Raw genomic sequence first — 24,669 nt, 5'->3', positions numbered from 1 at the left:
GAGACTGAGGGAGCCTGATGGCTCCCTTTTTTATGGGGTGTAATGATGCGAGAGTATAAAAAAGGGAGCCATCAGGCTCCCTTAGCCTTTAGCACGCTTATCAGAAACGGTAGTTGGCGCTGATAGAGAAGTTACGCGGCGCGCCATAAACCCCATAGGTGCCCAGATAATCGTAATACGCTTTATCGAACACATTGTTCAGGTTGGCCTGAATCGCGAAATTTTTAGTGGCCTGATAGCGGGTAAACAGGTCAACCACGGTGTAGCCGCTCTGGGTGATACGGGTATCGCCATTCGGGCCTTTAATATCCTGCCAGCTTTTGTTTTGCCAGCGGGCACCACCACCAAAAGCAAGTTCTGGCAACATCGGTAATTGGTAGCGGGTAAACAACTTCATCGTCGTACGCGCTTGTTCCGGGTTAACCGCAACACCGTCACCATCTTCCGCCATAAAGCGGCTGGCACCGAAAGTCAGTTGCAGGTTGTCGGTCAGTGCGCCATTCAGTTCAAATTCAACCCCTTTGCTGACGGTGCCGTTCACGGATTTATACGCCGTCTGGCCACCAGAGTTCGGGATGTACTCGCCCGTCGAAACAGCAACGTGATCCTGCTCGGTGCGGAATAGGGCAAACGTTGCCGTCAGGCGCGTGTTAAACCAGTCGCCTTTCACCCCGGCTTCGTAGCTTTTACCTGTCGTCGGGTCGAGGAACTCGCTGTTGATATCGCGCTGGCTTGAAGGCTCAAAGATAGAGGTATAACTGCCGTACACAGACCAGGTGTCATCGATGTCATAAACCAGCCCCGCATACGGCGTTACATCATCGGACTTGCTGTTGCGGATTTCATCCGGTTTACGTTCCAGGTTGTATTTTGCGCTCCACTCGGTGTAACGCGCACCCAGAATAAGGTGCAGGGGATCCGCCAGCGAAATACGGGTTGCTGCATAAACGGATTTCTGGCGGATCACATCCCGCTGATAGAGCGCCCAGTCTGACCAGGTGGGGTCAGCAAGCGTATTGCCGCTGTAACGATTGATACTGCCAACGTCCATCAGACCGGAATTATCATTCACCGGATAAGCGTTGTCATAGTTGTTACGCTGACGACTGTAGCTACCGCCAAACATCACTTCATGTTGACGACCGAGGAGATCGTAGCCGCCGCGCACGAATGCATCCACAGAGTCCTGTTTACGCTCACCACGGTTCCAGCCGCCCCAGGCACCTTGCCATTGTGAGGCATCGTAGAGACCGGTGTTTTTATCCGGATAGCCATCGATATACATCAATTTGCTGTCAAAATTGGTTTCCGCATGCATGGCGTTAACTTTCGCTTCCCAGCCGTTATCAAAACGCTGCGTCAGATTGGCGAAAATTTTTGTGGAGTCCATGTTGGAGTAAGCCCAGTCAGCCGCTGTGTTGAAGCCACGGCGAAAGTGCGTACGGCTACCATCGCTGTACATCGACGGGAAACCGCCCCAGGTCGGGCTGTCTTCCTGGCTTTCCTGATAGTCATACCCGACAGACAGAGTGGTGGAATCAGTGAGGTCTGCATCTACAACACCGGTGAGGAATTTTTTGCGGTAATGGTTACGCTCAATCCACGAATCTTTATCCTGGTAGCCGGTGATCATGCGGCCTCGCACATTACCGGACTCTGTTAATGGTGCCTGTAAGTCGAGGACGTAGCGTTGATTATCCCAGCTTCCGTACGTTGCAGTTGCGTCGCCTTTGAACTCTTTACTGTCCGCATGCTTACGCACCATATTGACGTAGGCTGACGGGTTACCCGTGCCACTCATCAGACCTGCGGCACCGCGTACCACTTCAATTTTGTCGTAAATGGCTGTATCGCCAGCGGTATCGCCAAAGTTCCAGCGGTTATCCAGGAAGGTCGGCATATCTTCATAAGCAAAGTTACTGATGAAAAAACCGCGTGCGAAGAAGTTTGTCCGGTGCGAGTCGATACGCGAGGCGTTTACGCCAATGGTATTGTCCAGAACCTGTTCAATCGTGTTCAGCTGCTGATCTTGCATGCGCTGCTGGCTAACCACGCTCACAGATTGCGGAATATCGCGTGGCACCAGCAACAGTTTGGTGCCGGTTGTTGTGGTTTTAACACTGTAGTCCTGATCCTGACTGTCGGAGGTGCTTAGCGCTGCGCTGTCTACAACCACGGTATCTTCAGATGTTTTATCAGTCGCAAGGGCAGCAGAAGGTGCCAACGCCAGCGCAATGTACGTGGCAAGCAGAGACGGTGTGGCGGCTAACGGATGCGCGGCTTTCCTGGCGTGATGAGTTAAAGACATGAATAAACCTTACTGGTGTGTTAGAGGGAGTGCCCGGCGGCGATACGTTGTCGCGGCAGGCGTACATTTTTAATTGGCCTGGCAGTAATTGCGCATGAAAATGCAAATGCGAAATATACGCATTCACTAAATGGATGTAAACAGATGTAAGATTTATTACTGAAATGCTGTTTCACCGTCGCGAGAGGGAAGGGTTGTCTATTCCTGCGCCAGCGGTGCCTGAAAGAGGAAAGAAAAACAGCGTTTTGGTTGAAACGACAAGAGAAACTCGATCATACTCTAGGGCAAGTAATTGACGACGGCTGCGGGCATCTCCCCGCGCTCAAAAAAGGAAAACGTCATGGCCGAAGAAACCATTTTCAGTAAAATTATCCGCCGCGAAATTCCGTCAGACATTGTGTATCAGGATGAGCTGGTCACCGCTTTTCGTGACATTTCCCCGCAAGCACCCACGCATGTGCTCATTGTGCCGAATATCCTCATCCCTACCGTTAACGACGTGACCGAAGCGCATGAACAGACGCTTGGGCGTATGCTGACGGTGGCGGCGAAAATCGCCCGTGATGAAGGTATTGACGAAGACGGTTATCGTTTGATCATGAATTGTAATCGTCATGGCGGGCAGGAGGTTTATCATATTCATATGCACCTGCTTGGCGGACGGGCGCTTGGGCCGATGCTGGCTCATAAAGGCCTGTAACATGACCACAGGGCGTGTTGCCTTATTACTGGCGGCGTTGACGCTGGCGGGGTGCAGTTCGCGCCCGGCGATCCCGGTTGCCAACAATCAAACGCTGGTGATGGAGTCCAGTATACTGGCGGCGGGCATTACCGCGCAGCCGCCAACGTTAAGTACTGAAGAACTCCAGCCCTCCGCGTCTTCACGGTTATTTAATGAGAGGCAACAACCCGTTACTGTGCATTATCGTTTTTACTGGTATGACGCCAGAGGTCTGGAAATGCATCCCCTGGAAGCCCCGCGTAGCGTGACCATTCCGGCGAATTCCGGTGTGACGCTCTACGGGAGCGCCAACTATTTGGGGGCGCGTAATGTCAGACTTTATCTCTACCTGTAAGGGGTGACTCTTGATTAAAACACTTGGACGCTACGCACTACTGACAACTTTCGCCATGTTGTTGTCGGGTTGTATCATTCGCGGTGAGCAACAACCCGCACCTGTCGATCAGGCCGGGGGAGGGGAGCAGCAACCCACGCAGCCGCAACCGCAACAACCGGTACCGACGGTGCCTTCTGTCCCGACACTGCCGCAGCAGCAGCCAGGCCCGATTGAGCATCAGGATCAGACTGCGCAGCCAACGCCGCGTGAACGTCACTATGACTGGAATGGCGCGGTGCAACCGATGGTGGGCAAAATGCTGCCTGCGAGCGGTGCAACAGCGGGAAGCGTGCTGCTCGTGGATAGCGTAAATAACCGCACTAATGGCGCCATCAATACTGGTGAAGCCACCGAGGCGGTGCGTAATGCGCTGGCTAATAACGGCAAATTTACATTGATTACCGCACAACAACTGGCAGTGGCGAAGCAACAACTGGGGCTTTCACCGCAGGACAGTCTGGGGACGCGCAGCAAAGCGATTGGCATTGCCCGCAATGTCGGCGCGCAATATGTGCTGTATTCCAACGCGACCGGAAATGCCAATGCACCGGGTCTGCAAATGCAATTGATGCTGGTGCAGACCGGCGAGATTATCTGGTCGGGTAAAGGTGCGGTTCAGCAACAATAAACCAACGCGTGACGACATCCTGTCACGCTATTTTCCGCAATATGCTCCCGTCGCCAGTCAGAATACCGGACTTAGCGGCGGGAGTTGTCTTATCAGCGATGGCCTGCACACGCGGGTGTTGCGCCAGCGTCATCAGAGCGCATCTTCACCTTTCCGGCGACAATACCGGGTGTTTAAACATTTACCGCCGACGATTGCGCCACGCGCCCATCTCTGCACTGGCGAGTGGATGGCGATTGATTATCTGCCCGGTGAAACAAAAACGGTGTTGCCCCCGAGCAACGAACTGGCGGCATTGCTCTATGATTTGCACCGTCAGGCCTGTTTTGGCTGGCGGATCACGCTGCTTCCGCTGCTCGAAGGATACTGGCAACGTTGCGCGCCAGACCGGCGAACCCCGTTTTGGCTGCGGCGATTAAAACGGCTCCGTCAACAAGGCGAACCGGTGCCGCTGCGGTTGGCACCGTTACATATGGATGTACACGTGGGCAATCTGGTGCATGGCCCGCATAGCGTAAGGCTGATCGACTGGGAGTATGCGGGAGACGGTGATATCGCTCTCGAACTGGCCGCCGTGTGGATGGACAACGACGCACAGCGGCGAGCGCTGGTGGAGGACTACGCACGGTGTTCGTCTATCGCACCGGCTCAGTTATGGCGACAGGTAAGACGCTGGCGACCCTGGGTTTTGATGCTGATGGCCGGCTGGTATGAGTGCCGTTGGCAGCAAACGGGTGAACAACAATTTATTACGCTGGCGAATGAAGTATGGCGTCAGCTACAGACTGAAGGATAAGAGAGGTGAGTGTGGGGCCGGTCATGTTGGATGTGGAAGGGTATGAACTGGATGCGGAAGAGCGCGAAATTCTGGCGCATCCGCTGGTAGGTGGCTTGATCCTCTTTACCCGCAATTATCACGATCCGGCGCAATTACGTGAATTGGTGCGCCAGATCCGTAGCGCGTCGCGCCATCGTCTTGTGGTGGCCGTCGACCAGGAAGGCGGTCGCGTACAGCGTTTCCGCGAAGGCTTTACCCGGCTGCCTGCCGCCCAGTCTTTTGCCGCAGTGCATGGGTTGGAAGAGGGCGGCCGTCTGGCGCAGGATGCGGGCTGGTTGATGGCCAGCGAAATGATTGCGATGGATATCGACATCAGTTTCGCCCCGGTGCTGGATGTTGGGCATATCAGTGCGGCAATTGGTGAGCGTTCTTACCACGACGATCCGGTAAAGGCGCTGGCGATGGCAACGCAGTTTATCGACGGTATGCACAGTGCAGGTATGAAAACTACCGGCAAACACTTCCCCGGGCATGGTGCCGTGACGGCAGATTCTCATAAAGAGACCCCGCGTGATCCGCGCCCGCAAGCGGAGATCCGCGCCAAAGATATGTCGGTATTCCGCCAGCTTATTGAGCAAAACAAACTTGATGCCATCATGCCTGCGCATGTGATTTATACGGATATCGATCCACGCCCGGCCAGCGGTTCGCCCTACTGGCTGAAAACCGTATTGCGTGCTGAATTGGGGTTTGACGGCGTGATTTTCTCTGACGATTTGTCGATGGAAGGCGCTGCGATTATGGGCAGTTATGCAGAGCGTGGGCAGGCGTCGCTGGACGCCGGTTGCGATATGATCCTGGTCTGCAATAATCGTAAAGGCGCAGTGAGTGTGTTAGATAACCTGTCGCCGATCAATGCAGAGCGTGTTACACAATTGTATCATAAAGGTTCATATTCTCGTCAGGAGTTGATGAGCACGGCGCGCTGGAAAGCTGTCAGTCAGGAGCTGGAGCGGTTACACGAGCGCTGGCAGGAGCAGAAAGCGGCTCATTAACACCTGCGGACGCGATGTCGAAGTGGTGAGGATACCATGATTATCTATTTACACGGTTTTGACTCAAACAGTCCCGGCAACCATGAAAAGGTGTTGCAGCTACAGTTTATCGATCCGGATGTGCGTCTGATTAGCTACAGCACGCGGCACCCGAAACACGATATGCAACACTTGTTGAAAGAAGTGGATAAGATGTTGCAGTTGAATGTCGATGAGCGTCCGCTGATTTGCGGCGTAGGGCTGGGTGGATACTGGGCGGAGCGCATTGGCTTTCTGTGTGATATTCGTCAGGTGATCCTCAACCCTAATCTGTTCCCCTATGAGAACATGGAGGGAAAAATCGATCGCCCGGAAGAGTATCGGGACATTGCCACGAAGTGTGTGTCTAATTTCCGTGAAAAAAATCGTGATCGCTGCCTGGTGATTTTGTCGCGTAACGATGAGGCGCTGGACAACCAGCGCACGTCGGATGAGCTGCACCACTACTACGAGATTGTCTGGGATGAAGAACAATCTCACAAATTCAAGAACATCTCTCCACACCTTCAGCGCATCAAAGCGTTTAAAACCCTCGGTTGATCTTCCACCGGCAGGTTATCGCCTGCCGGTATTATGCGCTTCTTCCCTTCCGCGTCCGGCAAACGATACCCGTATTCCTGGTAATGCAACTACACTTGTTCATCTTTTAGGCATCAAAACTTGATGCATATCAATTTTGGTATGACCATTGAACCTTACGTGGTATTCTCATCGTCAATGTTGAGTTGCAAGCGTGTAACCCTTTGTTAACTAAAAGCTATTTGTATAACTTTTAGTTAACAATTGGTTAATATTTTAGGGGGTCACTTTGACTACACCATTGAAAAAGATTGTAATTGTGGGTGGTGGTGCTGGCGGTCTGGAGCTGGCAACGCAGTTGGGGAAAAAACTCGGCCGCGGTAAAAAAGCCAAAATTACGCTGGTGGATCGTAACCACAGCCATTTATGGAAACCGTTGCTGCATGAAGTCGCAACAGGTTCACTCGATGAAGGCGTTGATGCGCTGAGCTATCTGGCGCACGCACGTAACCATCATTTCCAGTTCCAACTGGGTTCCGTGGTGGACATTAACCGTGAGAGTAAAACCCTGACGCTTGCTGAGCTGCGTGATGAAAAAGGCGAGTTGCTGGTGCCGGAGCGAAAACTGGCCTATGACACGCTGATCATGGCACTGGGCAGCACCTCCAATGATTTCAATACGCCGGGTGTAAAAGAACACTGCATTTTCCTTGATAACCCGCATCAGGCGCGTCGTTTCCACCAGGAGATGCTGAACCTGTTCCTGAAATACTCCGCTAACCTTGGCGCCAATGGCAAAGTGAATATTGCGATTGTTGGCGGCGGTGCGACAGGGGTTGAACTCTCTGCGGAACTGCATAACGCAGTAAAACAGCTGCACAGCTACGGTTACAAAGGTCTGTCCAATGAAGCGCTGAACGTGACGCTGGTTGAAGCGGGAGAGCGCATTTTGCCTGCGTTGCCGCCGCGTATTTCCGGGGCTGCACATAGCGAGCTGACCAAAATGGGCGTGCGTGTACTGACGCAGACCATGGTCACCAGCGCTGATGAAGGCGGTTTGCATACCAAAGATGGCGAATACATTAACGCCGATCTGATGGTGTGGGCGGCGGGCATCAAAGCGCCTGACTTTATGAAAGAGATTGGTGGTCTGGAGACCAACCGTATCAATCAATTAGTGGTTGAACCAACGCTGCAAACCACGCGTGATGCGGACATTTATGCCATCGGCGACTGCGCCTCCTGCGCCCGTCCTGAAGGTGGTTTTGTTCCGCCGCGCGCACAGGCGGCGCACCAGATGGCCAGCCTCGCCCTGCATAACATTCTGGCGCAGATCAAAGGCAAGCCGCTGAAATCTTATGTGTATAAGGATCACGGCTCACTGGTTTCGCTGTCGAACTTCTCGACCGTGGGTAGCCTGATGGGGAACCTGATGCGCGGTTCAATGATGATTGAAGGCCGTATTGCCCGCTTCGTATATATTTCCTTGTATCGTATGCACCAGATTGCACTGCACGGTTATTTCAAAACAGGCCTGATGATGTTGGTAGGCAGTATTAATCGGGTGATTCGCCCACGGTTGAAACTGCACTAATACACCTTCCTGCTCCCTGGCTACTCGCGCAGGGAGCAGTATTTCCGTCTGCCTGCGGCCGCTATAGCGTTCAGACAACTCTGAATATCCTGATTTCTCCCCTATATATCCCATTTTTTCCTCTCTTTCCGATTGGCTTAACGATTGCCGAAGTTGCAAAATTGTTGCTAATAGCAAACGAGGGAGATAATCCTGTGAATAAATCAATGTTAGCGGGTATCGGGATTGGCGTGGCCGCTGCACTGGGCGTTGCCGCGGTTGCCAGTCTGAATGTATTTGACCGTGGTCCCCAGTATGCGCAGGTGGTTTCCGCCACGCCAATCAAAGAGAGCATTAAAACGCCCCGTGAGGAGTGTCGCAACGTCACCATGACACACCGCCGGCCAGTACAGGATGAGAACCGCATTACCGGTTCTGTTCTGGGCGCAGTGGCTGGTGGGGTGTTGGGTCACCAGTTTGGCGGCGGCCGGGGCAGAGATGTTGCTACCGTCGTCGGCGCGCTGGGTGGCGGCTACGCCGGTAACCAAATCCAGGGCGGGATGCAGGAAAGGGACACCTACACCACGACCCAGCAACGCTGTAAAACCGTCTATGACAAATCCGAGAAAATGATCGGTTACGACGTGACGTACAAGATTGGCGACCAGCAAGGAAAAATTCGCATGGATAAAGATCCGGGAACGCAAATTCCGCTGGATAACAATGGTCAGCTTATTTTGAATAACAAAGCGTAAAACAGAAGTACTCTGCATGTTGGCTCCTCAATTGCTCAGGCTGAGGAGCCTTTTTTCATGTAAAAAGCCTTGCAGCGATGCAAGGCTTTTTAACCATCAAATAAAGTCGTGTTGGCGAATTACCAGCAGGCCGGTGATTAAAACAGAAATAAACGCAAACAGTACCGAACCACCACACACCACCCACAGACCACATAACAATGTTATTACTATTAACACTTTAATGAATGGTAATAGCAAAATCATGTTCATTTTCCTTATGCATGTGTTAAGTACAGTGAAATGCCCTATATCAACGGTATAATTCAGTACAACAGGTAGAGCGAGAGTAAGGGAAAGTCATAGCTTAGCGCGTCTTCATGACACTTATAATTTATACATCACTCGTACTAATCATTAGCACAGCAATAATCACAATTAATCTTAGCAAAGCGGGGAAAAACGCTGAAAGTTTCTACCTATTGTTAAGATAGGTATTAGCTATTGGTAGAGTCACCCGGCAAGCCACTCGCCGCCGGGTGTGAACAACTCAGGGTTTGATCAGATCGGGCCACAATCGCAGCGTAGTTTTGGTGATTTGCAGCAATTTCTCACAACTTGCACCTTCGCGCGCGCTAATTGACATGCCTTGCAATATACAACCGAGAAACTGCGCCAGCGCCTGCGGATCTGCGCCTGCGGGGATCTCTCCTCGCTGCTGGCGCTGTATCAGGAACTTGAGTAGCGTTTCTTCCTGCTGTGCGTGGCGCGACTTGATGGTCTTCGCAATTGCCTGTGAAGAGGCCGCTAACGTCGCGGAAGTATTGATCATAAAACAGCCGGCTGGCGTATCCGTACTGGTGAAACATTTCGCCACGGCGGTGAAATAGTCCAGTAGTGCCTGCTCAATAGGTTTTTCCTCGCAGTGCAACGATGCTTCGTGTTGCGTGGCGAAACGCGCGATATACCGATCCAGCACCGCGCGGAACAACCCTTCTTTATTGGTGAACTCGGCATAAAGCGTCGGTGCTTTCGCCCCGGTTGCTTCTACGAGGTCGGATAATGATGTGGCTTCGTAGCCATGCTGCCAGAACAGCGTCATGGCTTTGTCGAGCGCCGCTTCCCTGTCGAACACTTTCGGTCGGCCACGGCTTTTTTTGCTGCAACTGGTGATCTCAGTCGACATAGTGCCGCTTACCTGTGTTGGTTTGTTGAACAGACATTATAAAAACAATATGTCAGCCTGACCAGCAGCAAAACAGCACAAATTAATAAATACTATGCTTATGAATTTTAAGAAATTAATATTTTAACTAACGATCATTACAAAAATGTGTTGACGTGTGACATAGATCACAACTAACATTTACCTATCGATCGTTAACATATTCGTTGACGACATCTATCATCTGCATACAGGTAAACAATCATGACAAACGTAAAAGCGCTTTTTGCCGCCGCAGTACTCAGCTCACTCTCTTTTGCCAGCATGGCTGCGGTTGAAGTCCAATCCGCCCCTGCGGGTCAGCAGGAAGTTGCCACTGTTGGCGTCACTGCCAGCACAAACCTCTCTTCTGTTGAAGATAAACTGGCCCAGAAAGCAGAGCAGATGGGGGCGAAATCCTACCGCATCACCTCTGTGACCGGTTCCGATAAACTGCATGGTACTGCGGTTCTCTACAAATAAGGTCTTACCCTCACAGACCTTTGCCACTGCCAAAAAAAGGCCCTGCATAAGCAGGGCCTTTTCGCGTATCAGGGTAGGTTACAGCATTTGTACCGACGGGTCGGCATGGCGGCTAACATCAACAGGCATGCCAGAGCGAATTTCCATCGCGTGGATCATTACTTGCGCATCGCTGCGTGCGTCGTCCTGGAATGCCTGCATCGCCGCATTCAGTACAATCGGTAGCGTTTTCGGATCGTCATCGATGGATTTTGATAACGGTTGATGGACTTCCACCAGCCGTCTGCCGTCAGGCTCAACCGAGACTTTAATCGGGGTATTAATAATATTCACGGGTGTTCCCGGCGAGACTGCCGCGTAGAGGGCGGAGATGTCGCCATCGCGCAAGCGGATGCAACCGGAGCTGACCCGCATTCCGATGCCGAAATCGGCATTGGTGCCATGCAGCAGATAAACCCCGCCGAAGGCCGCCAGACGAATAGCGTGATGGCCCATCGGGTTATCCGGCCCGGCTGGAACAACGGCAGGAAGATCGATGCCTTGGGCTTTATAGCGTGCCCGAATATTGGCGGTTGGCGTCCAGGTGGGGTTAGCGCGTTTATCAGAGACGGTTGTGACCATGGTGGGGGTTAGCGTATCGCCGCCCAGTTGGCCAATACCGATCGGGTAGACAATGACTTCATTTTTACCGGCCGGATAGTAATACAGACGCAGTTCGGCCAGGTTAATCACAATGCCTTTACGTGGGGCGTCCGGCAGCAGGGTTTGCAACGGGATCGTCAGTACGCTGCCCGCGCGCGGTACATAGGGATCCACGCCAGGATTGGCCTGCAGCAGCGCCAGAAAACCGACATTGTACTGCTTAGCGATGGCTTCCAGCGAACCGCCATCGTTAAGCACCACGTGGAAACGGTTCTCGCCAACGACGCGACTTCCTGCGGGGGGCAACGGCCAGCTATTTGCCCGTGCGGGCAGAGAAAGGGCGACCGTCGCGGCAACAGCGAAGAGCGTTATCCAATGAGCAAAGCGCGAATTTTTGATCATGACCATAATCCATGTAAATCATAAGGTTATTTTTATGTGGCAAACTAATGGGATTATGGTGTGCCCGCATGTCGGGAAGTCCTGGCGCATTGCAAAAAATTTGTAAATGTTGCGCTTTAAACACAAACCGGGCCTGATGGCCCGGTTGCGTAATGTGAGTCAGGCAAGGGCGTTTTCCGCTAACTGCTGCATAAAGCTACGCACCCAGTCCATGCGGGTTTTGCGTTCGCCAAGATCCTGTATGAATTTCAGCCGTGTAGGGCCGTCGAGGCGGAAATGTTGCGGCTGCTTCTGCAACAAACCAATCAGCCACGCCGGGTTGACGTGATTTTTTTCATTAAACTCAATCACCCCACCTTTTTCGTTACCCTCCAGCTTACGGATGCCGAGCTTCTGCGCCTGCTGGCGCAGCAAAGCGATGTCCAGCAACGTGCGCGCGGCATCCGGCAACAGGCCAAAGCGGTCAATCAGCTCAACTTTGATCTCTTCCAGCGCATTCTCGTCTTTTGCACTGGCGATGCGTTTATAGAATGACAAACGTGTGTTCACGTCCGGAATAAAGTCATCCGGCAACAGCGAAGGCATGCGCAATTCCACCTCTGTTTGCTGGCTGGTGAGATCTTCCAGTGAGGGTTCGCGTCCCGCTTTTAACGCATCAACGGCGTTTTCCAGTAACTCCATATAGAGTGAGAAACCGATGGTTTCCATCTGACCGCTCTGATCTTCGCCCAGCAGTTCACCGGCGCCGCGGATCTCCAGATCGTGAGTCGCCAGCGCAAATCCGGCGCCCAAATCTTCCAGCGAAGCGATAGCTTCCAGGCGTTTCAGCGCATCAGGGGTCATCGCTTTCGGATGCGGTGTTAACAACCAGGCATAGGCCTGATGATGCGAACGCCCCACACGACCACGTAGCTGATGCAGCTGCGCCAGCCCGAAGTGGTCAGCCCGTTCAATAATGATGGTGTTGGCGGTCGGAATATCGATCCCGGTTTCAATAATGGTGGTGCACACCAGTACGTTGAAACGTTGATGGTGGAAATCATTCATCACCCGTTCCAGTTCGCGTTCACGCATCTGCCCGTGGCCGATTGCAATGCGCGCTTCTGGCACAAGTTGTGCCAGCCGGTCTGCGGCTTTCTGGATGTTTTCCACGTCGTTATAGAGGTAGTAAACCTGGCCACCACGCAGCACTTCGCGCAGGATCGCCTCACGCACCACCAGACTGTCATACTCGCGCACAAAGGTTTTAACCGCCAGTCGACGTGCCGGTGGGGTGGCGATGATCGACAGATCGCGCATCCCGCTCATTGCCATATTGAGCGTACGCGGAATAGGCGTTGCCGTCAGGGTCAGGATGTCGACGTCGGCGCGCATCGCTTTAATGCGCTCTTTATGACGCACGCCAAAGCGGTGCTCCTCATCCACGATCAACAAACCGAGATCTTTCAGTTTGACGTCGCTTTGCAGCAGTTTATGCGTGCCTATCAGGATATCTATTTTGCCTTCTGCGGCCTGTTCCAGAACCTGTGCCTGCTCTTTGGCACTGCGGAAACGGGAAAGCATCTCAATGCGCACTGGCCAGTTAGCGAAACGGTCGCGGAAATTATCAAAATGCTGCTGTGCAAGCAGGGTGGTTGGCACCAGCACGGCCACTTGCTTATTGTTTTCCACCGCCAGAAATGCTGCGCGCATTGCCACTTCGGTTTTACCGAAGCCCACATCGCCGCACACCAGACGATCCATCGCCAGCGGCTGACACATATCGCTGAGCACAGCGTTGATGGCTTGCGCCTGATCCGGTGTGGTTTCAAACGGGAAGCCATCGCAGAACAGCTGATACTGTTCGCGATCGTGCTTAAAGGCAAACCCCGCTTTAGCTGCGCGCTGGGCGTAGATATCCAGCAGCTCTGCGGCGACGTCCCGCACTTTTTCCGCCGCTTTTTGCCGTGCCCGCGTCCAGGCGTCGCTGCCCAGTTTATGCAGCGGCGCGTTCTCTTCGGCACCGCCGGCGTAACGGCTGATCAGATGCAGTGACGATACCGGAACATACAGTTTGGCGTCGTTGGCGTAGGTCAGCATCAGATACTCATTCTTGATGCCGCCCGTCTCCAGCGTGGTCATACCGGCATAACGCCCGACGCCATGCTCCAGATGCACCACTGGCTGGCCATCGTGTAGCTCGGCAAGGTTGCGGATCAGCGTGTCCGGATTAATGGTGCGGCGCGTGTCCTGACGGCGACGGGCAACGCGTTCGCCCAGCAGATCGCTTTCGCAAATCAGCGCCCGGTTGCGCAGCGTATCGATAAAGCCGTGTTCGGCCGCGCCAATCATCAGCCAGCAACCAGTGCTGGTTGCCTCGTCAAGGCGCAGGATCCGTTTAGGCGCAACCTTAATACGCGCCAGCAGCTCAATTAATGCTTCACGGCGGCCTTCACTTTCCACCGAGAACACCACCGGGCCACTAAAGGACTCAAGGAATTTGCGCAGGTTATCCAACGGCGATTTTTGCTGAGCCTGCACAGAGAGATCCGGCAACGTCTGGTAACCGAGGTTGACGTGCGCGGCTTTCTCCGCCAGTTTTTCGCTTTTGAGCTGGATACGTGGCCACTTATTCAGTTCGCTGAATAACGCATCGACGCGCAACCACAGGGCGTCCGGCGGCAGGAGCGGGCGCATCGGGTCGACACCGCGGCTCTCGAAGCGTGCTTGCGTCTCTTGCTGAAAACGCTCGGCGCTGGCTTCCAGCGAACCGGTGTTCACCAGCAGTGTGTTAGCCGGGAAGTAGCTGAACAGCGGTTGTAATGGCTCACTGAAAAACAAGGGCTGCCAGTATTCTATCCCTGCGGGCAGGGTGCCTTTACTGACCTGCTGATAGATGTGCTCAGCATCGCGTTTGACGTCAAACTTATCGCGCCACTGGCTGCGGAACAGCTCAATCGCGGTTTTGTCTGTCGGGAATTCATGCGCGGGCAGTAAGTTAATGGCTTCCACTTCTTCCAGCGTACGTTGTGTATCGGTGTCGAAAAGACGCAAGCTGTCGATTTCATCATCGAAAAAGTCGAGGCGGAACGGTTGCTCGCTGCCCATCGGGAAGAGATCCAACAAGGCGCCGCGGGTGGCATATTCACCGTGTTCCATTACCTGATCGACGTGGCGGTAACCCGCGCTTTCAAGCTGAGTGCGCAACTGGTCGCGCGACAAACGCTGGCCTTTTTGCATCATCAGCGCGTGGCCATGCAGGTAACTATGTGGGCAAACGCGCTGCATTAACGTATTGACCGGGACAATCAGCACGCCGCGCTGCATCGCGGGCAGTTGATACAGGGTCGACAGGCGCGAAGAGATAATCTCCTGGTGCGGTGAGAAACTGTCGTACGGCAGTGTTTCCCAGTCAGCGAGGTTCATCACCAGGTTGTCGGTAAATTGCCCAATTTCATCTTGCAAACGCAGCGCGTTTTGCATATCGGGTGCGATTAACACGACCGGACCCGCATGGCGTTCAATGATTTCCGCCACTTCAGTGGCGCAGGCTGCACCGGTGAGTTCGCCAAACTGGCGCTGATCGCCTGCTTTTGTCGGCAGAGAATAACGGTATTGTTCAGGCATAGACGGTGTCGGTGTTCCTTATGGATATACCCCCATGTGGGGGCATATCACTGATACGCAATCCCTTTATTATCTGCGATTGCATTGTTTTAGCCAAGGCGAACGCGTGGGTTTAGCGTGTGGCAATGGCCGGGCGAAGCTTCGCCGGTGGGGTGAAAAAAACATCAGCGAACAGTGCGGTGGAGATTTTCCGCACCAGCAGTCCAGCCAGCGTACAAATCACTAATGTGACGAAAGGGTAGACCAGAAATAGCGCCAGTTCCATTGTTGGCGGCCAGGCACCGGCATTCAACGGTTTGATTAATGCCAGGCTGAAACCTTCAATCAGAATGCGGTGGGTGGTGTAAATCGCAATGGTATTTGAGCCAACCACATTTAGCAGACTGTTTTCACTCGGCGGGAAACGCTGCTCCAGCTCCCGGAACAGGCGCATGATGCCGACAATCGACAGCAAACAGAGCGGCAACGGCATGTTAAACATCCACAATCCAAACGCCACCACCAACGCGACAGCGAACAACAGGGCGTAGCGACGTATCGCCACGGTTTTCATCCACTCCATGACAGCGTTGCCATACCATGCACCCAGGGTATAGAAGATCATATTGCGCACCACACTGTTCATTCCCCACCAAGGGAGCGGCAGATAATTAATGGCGAGGCTGGCGAGGATCATCAACGTGAGGACGGGGATTTTCCAATTGCTTAACAACTTACAGAGCGTGAAATAGACGATCAGCGCGTACAGATACCACAGACTGGTGCTGGCGGTCAGCATCCCTTGTAAGAACTCTCTCCAGTTGTCAGCGTACGCAGCATTCGACGCGTTACTGAGGTCGCGATCCGGTGCCAGCCAGTCATTAATATGACTAAGCCCGACCCATTGCAGCACGCCCCAGAGCGCCAGCACATACACAATGCTCCAGATCCGTTTGTCGATGGTCTCTTTCCATGGAACCTCATCGATGTAGCGGCGGATCAGGTAACCCGAGATAAAGAAGAACACCGGCATGCGAAACGGCGCAAGGTAGAGGTTGAAATAGATCCAACATTTCGCCAGCGTTTCGGACCAGGGGTGCTGAAAGAGGTCAAGGTGCGGGTAAAAAGTAATGACTGAGTGATATATTACCACCAGGCAAATACATAACCCTTTGATTTGATTAATCCATAATGTTTTCTGTTTCATTCGTTTTCTTGCCTGTTTTGCCTTAATTTCGGCTATTTATCCTGGGTAGTGGGAGAGGGGATGTAATGGGGAAGTGTCTGTATTTATTGATTTTCGGATTAAGGTGAAGGATTTTGGTCGTACACCGGGCAAACAATGGCTGTTTTGCAGAGATCCGCGAGCCATTAGTAATTTGATTTTCCGGCTTTTTTTCGAAACTTCGTGACGAAATCTTACGGTTTCACTCATTTACGCTCTGCGCTTTCGCTTATATACTTCTCAATCTGCTATCAGCAATCAGACGGATTTCATGTACCAGCCTGTCACACTTTTCATAGGCCTGCGCTATATGCGTGGCCGCGCAGCAGACCGTTTCGGTCGCTTTGTCTCCTGGCTGTCAACCATTGGCATCACCCTTGGCGTTATGGCGCTGGTGACGGTGTTATCGGTAATGAATGGCTTTGAACGTGAGCTGCAAAACAACATCCTGGGGCTGATGCCACAGGCTATTCTCTCTACGCAAAACGGCTCCCTCGATCCGCAGCAGCATCCAGCAAATCAGCTAACGCTACAGGGCGTCACCCGTATTGCACCGTTGACTACTGGCGATGTGGTGATCCAAAGCGCGCGCAGCGTGGCGGTCGGCGTGATGATGGGTATTGACCCGACACAAAACGATCCGCTGACCCCTTATCTGGTCAACGTGAAACAGAGCGACCTGCAGGCGGGCAAATACAACATCATTCTCGGTGAGCAACTGGCGGGCCAGTTAGGCGTTAACCGCGGCGATCAAATTCGTGTGATGGTGCCTTCCGCCAGCCAGTTCACGCCGATGGGGCGTCTGCCCAGTCAGCGTCTGTTCACGGTGGTCGGGACGTTCGCCGCAAACAGCGAAGTGGATGAGTACCAGATGCTGGTCAATATTGAGGATGCATCACGCCTGATGCGTTACCCGGCGGGTAACATTACCGGCTGGCGTTTGTGGCTTAACGAACCGCTGAAAGTGGATGTGCTGAGCCAGCAGCCACTACCAGAAGGAACGAAGTGGCAGGACTGGCGCGATCGCAAAGGCGAGCTGTTCCAGGCTGTGCGCATGGAGAAAAACATGATGGGTCTTCTGCTCAGCCTGATTGTTGCGGTCGCGGCGTTTAACATTATTACTTCTCTTGGCCTGATGGTGATGGAAAAACAGGGTGAGGTGGCGATTTTACAAACGCAGGGCCTGACGCCGCGCCAGATCATGGCGGTATTTATGGTGCAAGGGGCCAGCGCCGGCATCATCGGCGCGCTACTTGGCGCGGTGCTGGGCGCACTGCTGGCCAGCCAGTTGAATAATTTGATGCCGATTATCGGCGCACTGCTGGATGGCGCTGCACTGCCCGTAGCGATTGAGCCACTGCAGGTTGTTACGATTGCGCTGGTGGCTATGGCCATTGCGCTGCTCTCTACGCTTTATCCTTCCTGGCGCGCTGCCGCCACTCAACCCGCTGAGGCTTTACGTTATGAATAAGATCCTGTTGCAATGCGACAACCTGTGCAAACGCTATCAGGAAGGCAGTGTGCAAACCGACGTGCTGCACAATGTCAGTTTCAGCATGGCGGAAGGGGAACTGATGGCGATTGTCGGTAGTTCCGGTTCGGGTAAAAGTACGCTGCTGCACCTGCTCGGCGGGCTGGATACGCCGACCTCCGGCGATGTGATTTTCCGCGATCAGCCGATGAGCAAACTCTCTTCCACCGCCAAGGCGGATCTGCGTAACCGTGAACTGGGTTTTATCTACCAGTTCCACCATCTGCTGCCGGATTTTACCGCACTGGAAAACGTGGCGATGCCGCTGCTGATTGGTAAAAAGAAACCAGCTGAGATTGACAGCCGCGCGCGTGAAATGCTGCGCGCAGTGGGTCTGGAGCACCGCGCCACTCACCGTCCGTCGGAGCTTTCCGGCGGCGAACGCCAGCGCGTGGCGATTGCCCGTGCGCTGGTCAATAACCCGCGTCTGGTGCTGGCGGATGAACCGACCGGTAACCTGGATGCCCGCAACGCCGACAGTATTTTCCAGTTGCTTGGCGAGTTGAACCGTTCGCAGGGTACGGCGTTTCTGGTGGTGACGCATGATTTACAGCTGGCAAAACGTATGAACCGTCAACTGGAAATGCGTGATGGTCATCTGAGCACTGAAGTCTCCCTGATGGGGGCCGAGTAATGGCTTCGCCTCTGTCGTTATTGATTGCCTTGCGTTTCAGCCGCGGACGCCGTCGCGGTGGGATGGTTTCGTTGATTTCGGTGATCTCGACTATCGGCATCGCGCTGGGTGTAGCGGTGCTGATCGTCGGTCTGAGCGCGATGAACGGTTTTGAGCGCGAACTGAATAACCGCATTCTGGCGGTTGTGCCACATGGTGAAATCGAGCCGGTGAACCAGCCGTGGAATGACTGGAATGCCGCGCTGGAAAAAGTGAAGAAAGTGCCGGGCATTGCGGCGGCGGCACCCTATATCAACTTTACAGGGCTGGTGGAGAGCGGTGCTAACCTGCGCGCGATTCAGGTCAAAGGCGTTGATCCGCAGCAGGAAACTGACCTCAGCGCGTTACCGAAATATATCCAGGGCGACGCCTGGCGTAATTTTAAAGCCGGTGAGCAGCAAATCATTTTGGGGAAAGGCGTGGCCGATGCGCTGAAAGTGCAGCAGGGCGACTGGGTGTCCATCATGATCCCTAACTCTGACGACGCGCATAAACTGTTGCAGCCCAAACGCGTGCGGTTGCATGTCACGGGTATTCTGCAACTCAGTGGTCAGCTTGATCACGGTTTCGCGATGATCCCGATGGCGGATGCGCAGCAATATCTGGAGATGGGCGGCAGCGTTACCGGCATCGCCATTAAAGTCAACGATGTCTTTAACGCCAATAAGCTGGTGCGCGATGCGGGTGAAGTGACCAACAGCTATGTTTATATCAAAAGCTGGATCGGCAAATATGGCTATATGTATCGCGACATCCAGATGATCCGCGCCATTATGTATCTGGCGATGGTGCTGGTGATTGGCGTGGCCTGTTTTAATATTGTCTCCACGCTGGTGATGGCAGTAAAAGACAAGAGCGGCGATATTGCGGTATTGCGTACGCTCGGGGCGAAAGATGGTCTTATTCGCGCCGTTTTCGTCTGGTACGGTTTGCTGGCCGGGTTGCTGGGCAGCCTTTGCGGTGTGGTGATTGGCGTGGTGGTTTCGCTGCAATTAACGCCAATTATCAACGGTATAGAAAAAATTATCGGTCATCAGTTCTTGTCGGGCGATATCTACTTTATCGACTTCCTGCCGTCGGAACTTCATCCGCTGGATGTGGTGTACGTTCTGGCGACGGCGTTGGTATTAAGCCTGCTGGCGAGCTGGTATCCGGCGCGCCGGGCGAGCAATATTGATCCGGCGAGAGTACTGAGCGGGCAGTAATCCCGGCGTGAGCAGGGCCACAACGAAGGAGTGGCGATGAATTACGGATTTGATATTGGCGGCAGTAAAATCGCGTTAGGTGTCTTTGATGCCAATCGACGGTTACAGTGGGAAACACGTGTCGCCACGCCCCATGACAGTTATACATCCTTTTTGCGCGCCATTGCTGAGCTGGTCGCAGAGGCGGATGCACGTTTCGGCGTGAAAGGCACGGTCGGCATCGGCATCCCTGGCATGCCGGAAACCGCCGACGGTACGTTGTATGCCGCCAATCTGCCCGCCGCTAGCGGCCAGTCGCTGCGCACCGATCTTAGCGCGTTGCTGGAGCGTGACGTCCGGCTGGATAACGATGCCAACTGTTTCACCCTTTCTGAAGCCTGGGATGATGAATTCCGGCGCTATCCGCTGGTGATGGGGCTGATCCTTGGCACGGGTGTGGGCGGCGGACTGGTGGTGAATGGCAAGACTGTGACCGGGCAGCGTTTTATCACCGGCGAGTTTGGTCATATCCGTTTGCCCGTCGATGCGCTGGGGCTGATGGGGTTTGATTTTCCGCTCACACGCTGCGGCTGTGGCAAAATCGGCTGTATTGAGAACTATCTGTCCGGCCGTGGTTTTGCATGGCTGTACAAACACTTCTACCATCAGTCATTGTCCGCGCCGGAGATCATCACCCGCTGGCAGCAGGGCGAGGCGAAAGCACTGGCCCATGTCGAACGGTATGTCGACTTGCTGGCGGTGTGTCTGGGTAATATTCTGACCATTATCGACCCGGATCTGCTGGTGATTGGCGGTGGATTATCCAATTTCAGCGCGCTGACGCAATTGCTGCCGGAGCGTATCCGCCCGCATCTGCTGCCAGCGGGCGAGGTGCCGCGTATTGAATGCGCACGCTACGGTGACGCAGGCGGTATGCGCGGTGCGGCATTTCTTCATCTTACTGATCCGTCCTGAGAGGATGCCATGCAATCGCGACGTTCACATCGTCTCAGCCGTTTTCGCCATAACAAACGCCGCTTGCGTGAGCGGTTACGCCAGCGCATTTTTTTCCGTGACACAATGGTGCCTGAAGTGATGGAAAAACCGAGAGTTGTCGTACTGACCGGGGCGGGGATCTCCGCCGAGTCCGGGATCCGCACCTTCCGTGCGGCAGATGGGCTGTGGGAAGAACATCATGTCGAAGATGTGGCGACGCCGGAAGGCTTTGCCCGCAACCCACAACTGGTGCAAACCTTTTATAACGATCGCCGCCGCCAGCTCCAGCAGCCGGAAATTGTGCCCAACGCCGCGCATCTGGCGCTGGCCGAACTGGAGCAGGCATTGGGGGATCGCTTTTTACTGATCACGCAGAATATCGACAACCTGCATGAGCGTGCCGGAAATAAACACATCATCCATATGCACGGCGAGTTGTTGAAAGTGCGCTGTTCCCAGAGCGGGCAGGTGCTGAAGTGGACCGATGATGTCACCCGTGACGACAAATGCCACTGTTGCCAGTTTCCTGCGCCTCTGCGCCCGCACGTAGTGTGGTTTGGCGAGATGCCGCTGGGCATGGATGAAATTTACAGCGCACTGTCGATGGCGGATGTCTTTATTGCGATCGGCACGTCCGGCCACGTGTATCCTGCCGCCGGGTTTGTTCACGAAGCCAAACTGCATGGCGCGCACACCGTTGAGCTGAACCTCGAACCGAGCCAGGTAGGCAGCGAGTTCGAAGAGAAACATTACGGGCTGGCGAGCGTAGTGGTGCCAGAGTACGTCGAAAAACTGCTGAAAAAGCTGTAACGCGAAAACTACGCCTTATCCGGCCTCGATACCCGCAGGCCGGATAAGGGGCAGCGCTATCCAGTACGGACTCAACGTCCGGCTTTTAACTTCTGGTAGTACTCTTCGTAAAGGGCGCTGGCGCTGCCGACATCATTTTGCCACTCGCCCTTACTGAGGGTTTCTGCATCCGGGTAGAGGGACTTATCGTTCGCCACTTCCGGTTTCAGCAGCTTACGCGCGGCCAGGTTCGGCGTTGGGTAGCCGATGGTTTCCGCCACTTGTTTGGCAATCTCCGGGCGCAGCAGGAAGTTGATAAGCTTCAGCGCCCCGTCGACGTTTTTCGCATTCGCCGGGATCGCCAGGCTATCCATCCAGAAAATCCCCCCTTCCTGAGGCCAGACGACATCCAGTTGCGTCCCTGCCTGACGCGCCACATACGCCGAACCGTTCCACACCATTCCCAGATTCACTTCGCCTTCCATATAGGGGTTGGCGGGGTTGTCTGAGTTGAACGCCGCGACGTTTGGCATCAGTTTTTTCAGCTCGTTATAGGCCGCTTCAATCTCTTTGGGATCGGTGGTATTGCCGGAGTAACCCAGCTTGCGCAGCGCCATCTGGAACACTTCACGTGCATCATCCGTCAGCAGCAGACTGCCCTTGTATTCCGGTTTCCACAGATCGGCCCAGCGGGTCACGGTTTTCGGATCGATCGCGTCGCCATTGACGCCAATCGCGGTGGCCCCCCAGATATAAGGGATGGAGTAGTCGTTATTGGGGTCAAACGGTTTGTTGAGCATCTGCGGATCGAGGTTATTGAAGTGGGTCAGCTTCGTTTTGTCGATCTTCTGGATCATGCCCTCTTTGCGCATCTTATCCACGAAGTAGGTGGACGGCACGACCAGGTCGTATGCGCCTTCTTTATAGGTTTTGAGCTTGGCGTACATGGTTTCATTCGATTCATAGGTCGAATAGATAACCTTGATGCCGGTCTCTTTAGTGAACTGCTCCAGCAGGCCGGGCGGCACATACTCGGTCCAGTTGTAGAAATAGAGCGTTTTGTTGTCGTCCGCATGCGCGGCGCTCATGCCGATGGCGAGAGCTCCCGCTGCCAGCAGGTGGCGTGACCATTTTTTCATTATCTTACGTCCCCTGAGTTTTGGTTTTATCACGTGCAATCAGCTGGCTGGCAATCACCAGCACCAGCGACAGCACTAACAGAATGGTGGCCAGCGCGTTGACTTCCGGCGACACGCCCACCTTGACCATGGAATAGATTTTTAAGGGCAGAATTTCATAGCCCGGACCGGTAACGAAGGACGAAACCACCACGTCGTCCATCGACAGGGTGAAGCTCAGCAACCAACCGGCTGCAACAGCAGGCATCGCCAGCGGCAGGATGATTTTGCGCAGAATAGTCACTTCGCTGGCACCCAGATCTTTGGCGGCTTCCAGCATGCGCACATCAAAACCTTTCAGGCGCGAGAAGACGGTCACCACCACAAATGGCAGGCAGAAGGTGATATGCGAAAACAGCAATGACCAGAACCCGAGCTGAATGCCCAGCAGCATAAACAGCACCAGTAGCGAAATGGCCATGACGATATCCGGCGACATCATCACCACAAACAGCATACCGCTGACAAACGGTTTACCGCGAAAACGGTAGCGGTAGAGCGCAACGGCTGTCAGCGAGCCAATCAGGGTGGCAAAGGTGGCGGAGAGTACGGCCATCGTCAGCGAGTGTTGCGCGGCTTGCAGCAGACTGTCGTTGTTCATCAACAGGCGATACCACTCGGTGGAGAACCCCTGCCAGTTAATGCCAAAGCGCGACTGATTAAACGAGTTGACGATCAGAATGATGATCGGAATATACAGATACGCGTAAATAGCGGTCATAAAACCGCCGCGCAGCAGTCGACCAATCATGCGCATTCCACCTTTTTCTTAAGCCAATTGTTCGATTCTAGTGATTTGAAAATTATCACTTTTTGCCACCTCTAGCCTGGTTCACCAACACTGACTGGCCGTCGGCCGTCGTTTGAGGCCGCGCATTTTACAACACTTTGTTTTGCGATCGGGAAAAACTCCCACGTAAATGACGAACTTTACCTGTGTCGGACAACCCGCAACGTTATTGCGTTGCGGTGTTGAGGGCGTTTTATCTCCTGATGGCGATCATAAACACGGTTGTGAGTGGACCATGCGGTTTCCGCGTAAAATGAGATTACTCTCATTTGTTATCGCCTTGCATAATGTAGTATCCCGGCGGTTATGCCTATTATTTTTAAAGGAATTTTTATGGGATGGAATAGCGATGCCGCCGTTGATTACCTGGTGAAACACGCGGGTCCGAAGTCTACCGGGTATTGTGCAAAGTTCACTCGTCGGGCGATTGAAGCCGGGGGAATTAACCTTATCGAAACCAAATTTGCGAAGGATTATGGAAGCTCGCTGCTGAAAGCAGGATTTGTCGCGTTGCCGCAATCCGCTAAACCCGAAAAGGGGGACGTTGCCATTATTCAGCCCTATGTTGGCGGTAATGGAATAGGCCATATGACCATGTTTGATGGTAAAACATGGTATTCAGATTTCAAACAGCGGGATATGTACCCTGGCCCAGGTTATCGAAGGCTCCACCCATCTTATGTGATTTACAGGAAAAACTGATGCGATTGCTCATTTCATTGCTGTTGGCGGCTTATCTCCCTTTTGCCAGCGCCACAACAGAGACCGATATTCAGAAAAATGTCACGGCGTTCTACACATTTTATCTGCACGAAATTAATCACGATGTTTCGCCAGATAACATCATCAAAATGGAACAAATGAATAAATGGGTATCGGCGACGTTACTTAAGCGTATGGATGAAATTTATACGATGCCGGAGCAAGAATTACTGATGGCCGATTATTTTACCTACGCGCAGGATGCGTTCCCCGAGTGGGAGAAAACTATAAAAGTTTCTCCGGCGTCTTTGGATGGGCAAAGTATGAAACTGGATGTCTGGCTTGGGCAGCAGAATAGCGAACATGCGCATCTGCAGGTTTGGACCCGTAAGGAAAATGGAAACTGGAAGATTTGGCGGGTCGTTGATGCGGGTGACAATATTGAGCAAAAACTTTACTGACACCGCAGTTTAATGGCAACAAGACACGGATAGTGCCTTGCATGGCATGCCATTTACCGCGAAGTAAAGCGC

General features: G+C 53.5%; 23 protein-coding genes. 16 read left to right on the top strand and 7 right to left on the bottom strand.

Features of this window, described 5'->3' with window-relative positions:
* Positions 1–100 precede the first annotated feature (100 nt).
* On the bottom strand, positions 101–2,308 hold the full coding sequence (gene fhuE, locus O9K67_RS15035) for a ferric-rhodotorulic acid/ferric-coprogen receptor FhuE (RefSeq protein WP_061494871.1): 2,208 nt from the start codon (positions 2,306–2,308) through the stop codon (positions 101–103).
* A 340-nt stretch (positions 2,309–2,648) separates the two neighbouring features.
* On the opposite strand from fhuE, the gene hinT reads away from it, so the two are divergent.
* From hinT to O9K67_RS14995, 8 genes are all read left to right on the top strand, one after another.
* A complete protein-coding gene (hinT, locus tag O9K67_RS15030; protein ID WP_061494873.1) occupies positions 2,649–3,008 on the top strand; it encodes a purine nucleoside phosphoramidase in 360 nt (119 codons plus the stop codon).
* A 1-nt stretch (position 3,009) separates the two neighbouring features.
* Positions 3,010–3,384 (top strand): YcfL family protein, encoded by a 375-nt coding sequence (locus tag O9K67_RS15025; protein ID WP_061494874.1) that lies wholly within the window; start codon positions 3,010–3,012, stop codon positions 3,382–3,384.
* A gap of 10 nt (positions 3,385–3,394) precedes the next feature.
* Complete coding sequence (gene lpoB, locus O9K67_RS15020; protein WP_061494876.1) at positions 3,395–4,054, top strand: penicillin-binding protein activator LpoB; 660 nt, start codon at positions 3,395–3,397, stop codon at positions 4,052–4,054.
* Positions 4,035–4,850 (top strand): thiamine kinase, encoded by an 816-nt coding sequence (gene thiK / locus O9K67_RS15015; RefSeq protein ID WP_061494878.1) that lies wholly within the window; start codon positions 4,035–4,037, stop codon positions 4,848–4,850. The genes lpoB and thiK overlap by 20 nt, the downstream gene beginning before the upstream one ends.
* Positions 4,851–4,861: 11 nt before the next feature.
* Positions 4,862–5,887, top strand: coding sequence for a beta-N-acetylhexosaminidase (gene nagZ / locus O9K67_RS15010; RefSeq protein WP_061499971.1), 1,026 nt, complete (start codon positions 4,862–4,864; stop codon positions 5,885–5,887).
* Between the two features lie 36 nt (positions 5,888–5,923).
* Positions 5,924–6,466 carry an alpha/beta hydrolase YcfP gene (ycfP, locus tag O9K67_RS15005; RefSeq protein ID WP_061494880.1) on the top strand — a complete coding sequence of 181 codons (543 nt, stop codon included), beginning with the start codon at positions 5,924–5,926 and terminating at the stop codon, positions 6,464–6,466.
* A gap of 268 nt (positions 6,467–6,734) precedes the next feature.
* The gene (locus O9K67_RS15000) at positions 6,735–8,039 is read left to right on the top strand and encodes an NAD(P)/FAD-dependent oxidoreductase (RefSeq protein WP_061494882.1); all 1,305 of its coding nucleotides are present in this window, start codon (positions 6,735–6,737) and stop codon (positions 8,037–8,039) included.
* Between the two features lie 194 nt (positions 8,040–8,233).
* Positions 8,234–8,773, top strand: coding sequence for a glycine zipper 2TM domain-containing protein (locus O9K67_RS14995; RefSeq protein ID WP_061494884.1), 540 nt, complete (start codon positions 8,234–8,236; stop codon positions 8,771–8,773).
* Positions 8,774–9,302: 529 nt separating this feature from the next.
* Here the strand turns inward: O9K67_RS14995 and O9K67_RS14990 are convergent.
* Entirely contained in the window at positions 9,303–9,938 is a 636-nt protein-coding gene (locus O9K67_RS14990) for a TetR/AcrR family transcriptional regulator (RefSeq protein WP_061494885.1), read from the bottom strand.
* Positions 9,939–10,181: 243 nt separating this feature from the next.
* Between O9K67_RS14990 and bhsA the strand changes: the two genes are divergently transcribed.
* A complete protein-coding gene (bhsA, locus tag O9K67_RS14985; RefSeq protein ID WP_061494887.1) occupies positions 10,182–10,439 on the top strand; it encodes a multiple stress resistance protein BhsA in 258 nt (85 codons plus the stop codon).
* A 78-nt stretch (positions 10,440–10,517) separates the two neighbouring features.
* Here the strand turns inward: bhsA and ldtC are convergent, their stop codons facing one another.
* The 3 genes from ldtC to O9K67_RS14970 all read right to left on the bottom strand — a co-directional run bounded on the left by ldtC (position 10,518) and on the right by O9K67_RS14970 (position 16,275).
* Positions 10,518–11,483, bottom strand: a complete 966-nt coding sequence (ldtC, locus tag O9K67_RS14980; RefSeq protein ID WP_061494889.1) for a L,D-transpeptidase LdtC — start codon at positions 11,481–11,483, stop codon at positions 10,518–10,520.
* A 159-nt stretch (positions 11,484–11,642) separates the two neighbouring features.
* Entirely contained in the window at positions 11,643–15,089 is a 3,447-nt protein-coding gene (gene mfd / locus O9K67_RS14975) for a transcription-repair coupling factor (protein ID WP_061494890.1), read from the bottom strand.
* Between the two features lie 112 nt (positions 15,090–15,201).
* Positions 15,202–16,275: an acyltransferase family protein gene (locus O9K67_RS14970; RefSeq protein ID WP_061494892.1), complete on the bottom strand. Its 1,074-nt coding sequence runs from the start codon at positions 16,273–16,275 to the stop codon at positions 15,202–15,204.
* A 289-nt stretch (positions 16,276–16,564) separates the two neighbouring features.
* Between O9K67_RS14970 and lolC the strand changes: the two genes are divergently transcribed.
* Genes lolC through cobB form a run of 5 tightly spaced genes read left to right on the top strand, consistent with a single transcriptional unit; the run spans position 16,565 to position 21,487 of the window.
* On the top strand, positions 16,565–17,764 hold the full coding sequence (lolC, locus tag O9K67_RS14965; RefSeq protein ID WP_061494894.1) for a lipoprotein-releasing ABC transporter permease subunit LolC: 1,200 nt from the start codon (positions 16,565–16,567) through the stop codon (positions 17,762–17,764).
* Positions 17,757–18,458: a lipoprotein-releasing ABC transporter ATP-binding protein LolD gene (gene lolD / locus O9K67_RS14960; RefSeq protein ID WP_061494896.1), complete on the top strand. Its 702-nt coding sequence runs from the start codon at positions 17,757–17,759 to the stop codon at positions 18,456–18,458. The genes lolC and lolD overlap by 8 nt, the downstream gene beginning before the upstream one ends.
* Positions 18,458–19,702 carry a lipoprotein-releasing ABC transporter permease subunit LolE gene (lolE, locus tag O9K67_RS14955; protein WP_061494898.1) on the top strand — a complete coding sequence of 415 codons (1,245 nt, stop codon included), beginning with the start codon at positions 18,458–18,460 and terminating at the stop codon, positions 19,700–19,702. The genes lolD and lolE overlap by 1 nt, the downstream gene beginning before the upstream one ends.
* 36 nt (positions 19,703–19,738) lie before the next feature.
* Positions 19,739–20,656, top strand: coding sequence for an N-acetylglucosamine kinase (nagK, locus tag O9K67_RS14950; protein WP_061494900.1), 918 nt, complete (start codon positions 19,739–19,741; stop codon positions 20,654–20,656).
* A 9-nt stretch (positions 20,657–20,665) separates the two neighbouring features.
* Positions 20,666–21,487 carry a Sir2 family NAD+-dependent deacetylase gene (cobB, locus tag O9K67_RS14945; RefSeq protein WP_061494903.1) on the top strand — a complete coding sequence of 274 codons (822 nt, stop codon included), beginning with the start codon at positions 20,666–20,668 and terminating at the stop codon, positions 21,485–21,487.
* 71 nt (positions 21,488–21,558) lie between these two features.
* On the opposite strand, the gene potD is transcribed toward cobB, so the two are convergent.
* Positions 21,559–22,605 (bottom strand): spermidine/putrescine ABC transporter substrate-binding protein PotD, encoded by a 1,047-nt coding sequence (gene potD / locus O9K67_RS14940; protein WP_061494905.1) that lies wholly within the window; start codon positions 22,603–22,605, stop codon positions 21,559–21,561.
* 4 nt (positions 22,606–22,609) lie between these two features.
* Positions 22,610–23,395 (bottom strand): spermidine/putrescine ABC transporter permease PotC, encoded by a 786-nt coding sequence (potC, locus tag O9K67_RS14935; RefSeq protein ID WP_061494907.1) that lies wholly within the window; start codon positions 23,393–23,395, stop codon positions 22,610–22,612.
* 372 nt (positions 23,396–23,767) lie between these two features.
* On the opposite strand from potC, the gene O9K67_RS14930 reads away from it, so the two are divergent.
* Both O9K67_RS14930 and O9K67_RS14925 read left to right on the top strand, forming a co-directional pair.
* A complete protein-coding gene (locus O9K67_RS14930) occupies positions 23,768–24,136 on the top strand; it encodes a hypothetical protein (RefSeq protein WP_061494908.1) in 369 nt (122 codons plus the stop codon).
* Entirely contained in the window at positions 24,136–24,597 is a 462-nt protein-coding gene (locus tag O9K67_RS14925; RefSeq protein WP_061494910.1) for a DUF3828 domain-containing protein, read from the top strand. The genes O9K67_RS14930 and O9K67_RS14925 overlap by 1 nt, the downstream gene beginning before the upstream one ends.
* Positions 24,598–24,669 lie beyond the last annotated feature (72 nt).

Source organism: Kosakonia oryzendophytica (assembly GCF_027886705.1).
Classification (GTDB): domain Bacteria; phylum Pseudomonadota; class Gammaproteobacteria; order Enterobacterales; family Enterobacteriaceae; genus Kosakonia; species Kosakonia oryzendophytica.
Note: the sequence above shows the minus strand (reverse complement) of the source record. Positions and strands in the feature narration are given on the sequence as shown.

What these genes read in the sequence shown, in the direction of transcription:
- fhuE (WP_061494871.1), bottom strand. Translation starts at nt 2,308, where the DNA reads ATGTCTTTAACTCATCACGCCAGGAAAGCCGCGCATCCGTTAGCCGCC.
- hinT (WP_061494873.1), top strand. Translation starts at nt 2,649, where the DNA reads ATGGCCGAAGAAACCATTTTCAGTAAAATTATCCGCCGCGAAATTCCG.
- O9K67_RS15025 (WP_061494874.1), top strand. Translation starts at nt 3,010, where the DNA reads ATGACCACAGGGCGTGTTGCCTTATTACTGGCGGCGTTGACGCTGGCG.
- ycfP (WP_061494880.1), top strand. Translation starts at nt 5,924, where the DNA reads ATGATTATCTATTTACACGGTTTTGACTCAAACAGTCCCGGCAACCAT.
- O9K67_RS14990 (WP_061494885.1), bottom strand. Translation starts at nt 9,938, where the DNA reads ATGTCGACTGAGATCACCAGTTGCAGCAAAAAAAGCCGTGGCCGACCG.
- bhsA (WP_061494887.1), top strand. Translation starts at nt 10,182, where the DNA reads ATGACAAACGTAAAAGCGCTTTTTGCCGCCGCAGTACTCAGCTCACTC.
- ldtC (WP_061494889.1), bottom strand. Translation starts at nt 11,483, where the DNA reads ATGATCAAAAATTCGCGCTTTGCTCATTGGATAACGCTCTTCGCTGTT.
- mfd (WP_061494890.1), bottom strand. Translation starts at nt 15,089, where the DNA reads ATGCCTGAACAATACCGTTATTCTCTGCCGACAAAAGCAGGCGATCAG.
- O9K67_RS14970 (WP_061494892.1), bottom strand. Translation starts at nt 16,275, where the DNA reads ATGAAACAGAAAACATTATGGATTAATCAAATCAAAGGGTTATGTATT.
- lolC (WP_061494894.1), top strand. Translation starts at nt 16,565, where the DNA reads ATGTACCAGCCTGTCACACTTTTCATAGGCCTGCGCTATATGCGTGGC.
- lolD (WP_061494896.1), top strand. Translation starts at nt 17,757, where the DNA reads ATGAATAAGATCCTGTTGCAATGCGACAACCTGTGCAAACGCTATCAG.
- lolE (WP_061494898.1), top strand. Translation starts at nt 18,458, where the DNA reads ATGGCTTCGCCTCTGTCGTTATTGATTGCCTTGCGTTTCAGCCGCGGA.
- nagK (WP_061494900.1), top strand. Translation starts at nt 19,739, where the DNA reads ATGAATTACGGATTTGATATTGGCGGCAGTAAAATCGCGTTAGGTGTC.
- cobB (WP_061494903.1), top strand. Translation starts at nt 20,666, where the DNA reads ATGCAATCGCGACGTTCACATCGTCTCAGCCGTTTTCGCCATAACAAA.
- potD (WP_061494905.1), bottom strand. Translation starts at nt 22,605, where the DNA reads ATGAAAAAATGGTCACGCCACCTGCTGGCAGCGGGAGCTCTCGCCATC.
- potC (WP_061494907.1), bottom strand. Translation starts at nt 23,395, where the DNA reads ATGATTGGTCGACTGCTGCGCGGCGGTTTTATGACCGCTATTTACGCG.
- O9K67_RS14930 (WP_061494908.1), top strand. Translation starts at nt 23,768, where the DNA reads ATGGGATGGAATAGCGATGCCGCCGTTGATTACCTGGTGAAACACGCG.
- O9K67_RS14925 (WP_061494910.1), top strand. Translation starts at nt 24,136, where the DNA reads ATGCGATTGCTCATTTCATTGCTGTTGGCGGCTTATCTCCCTTTTGCC.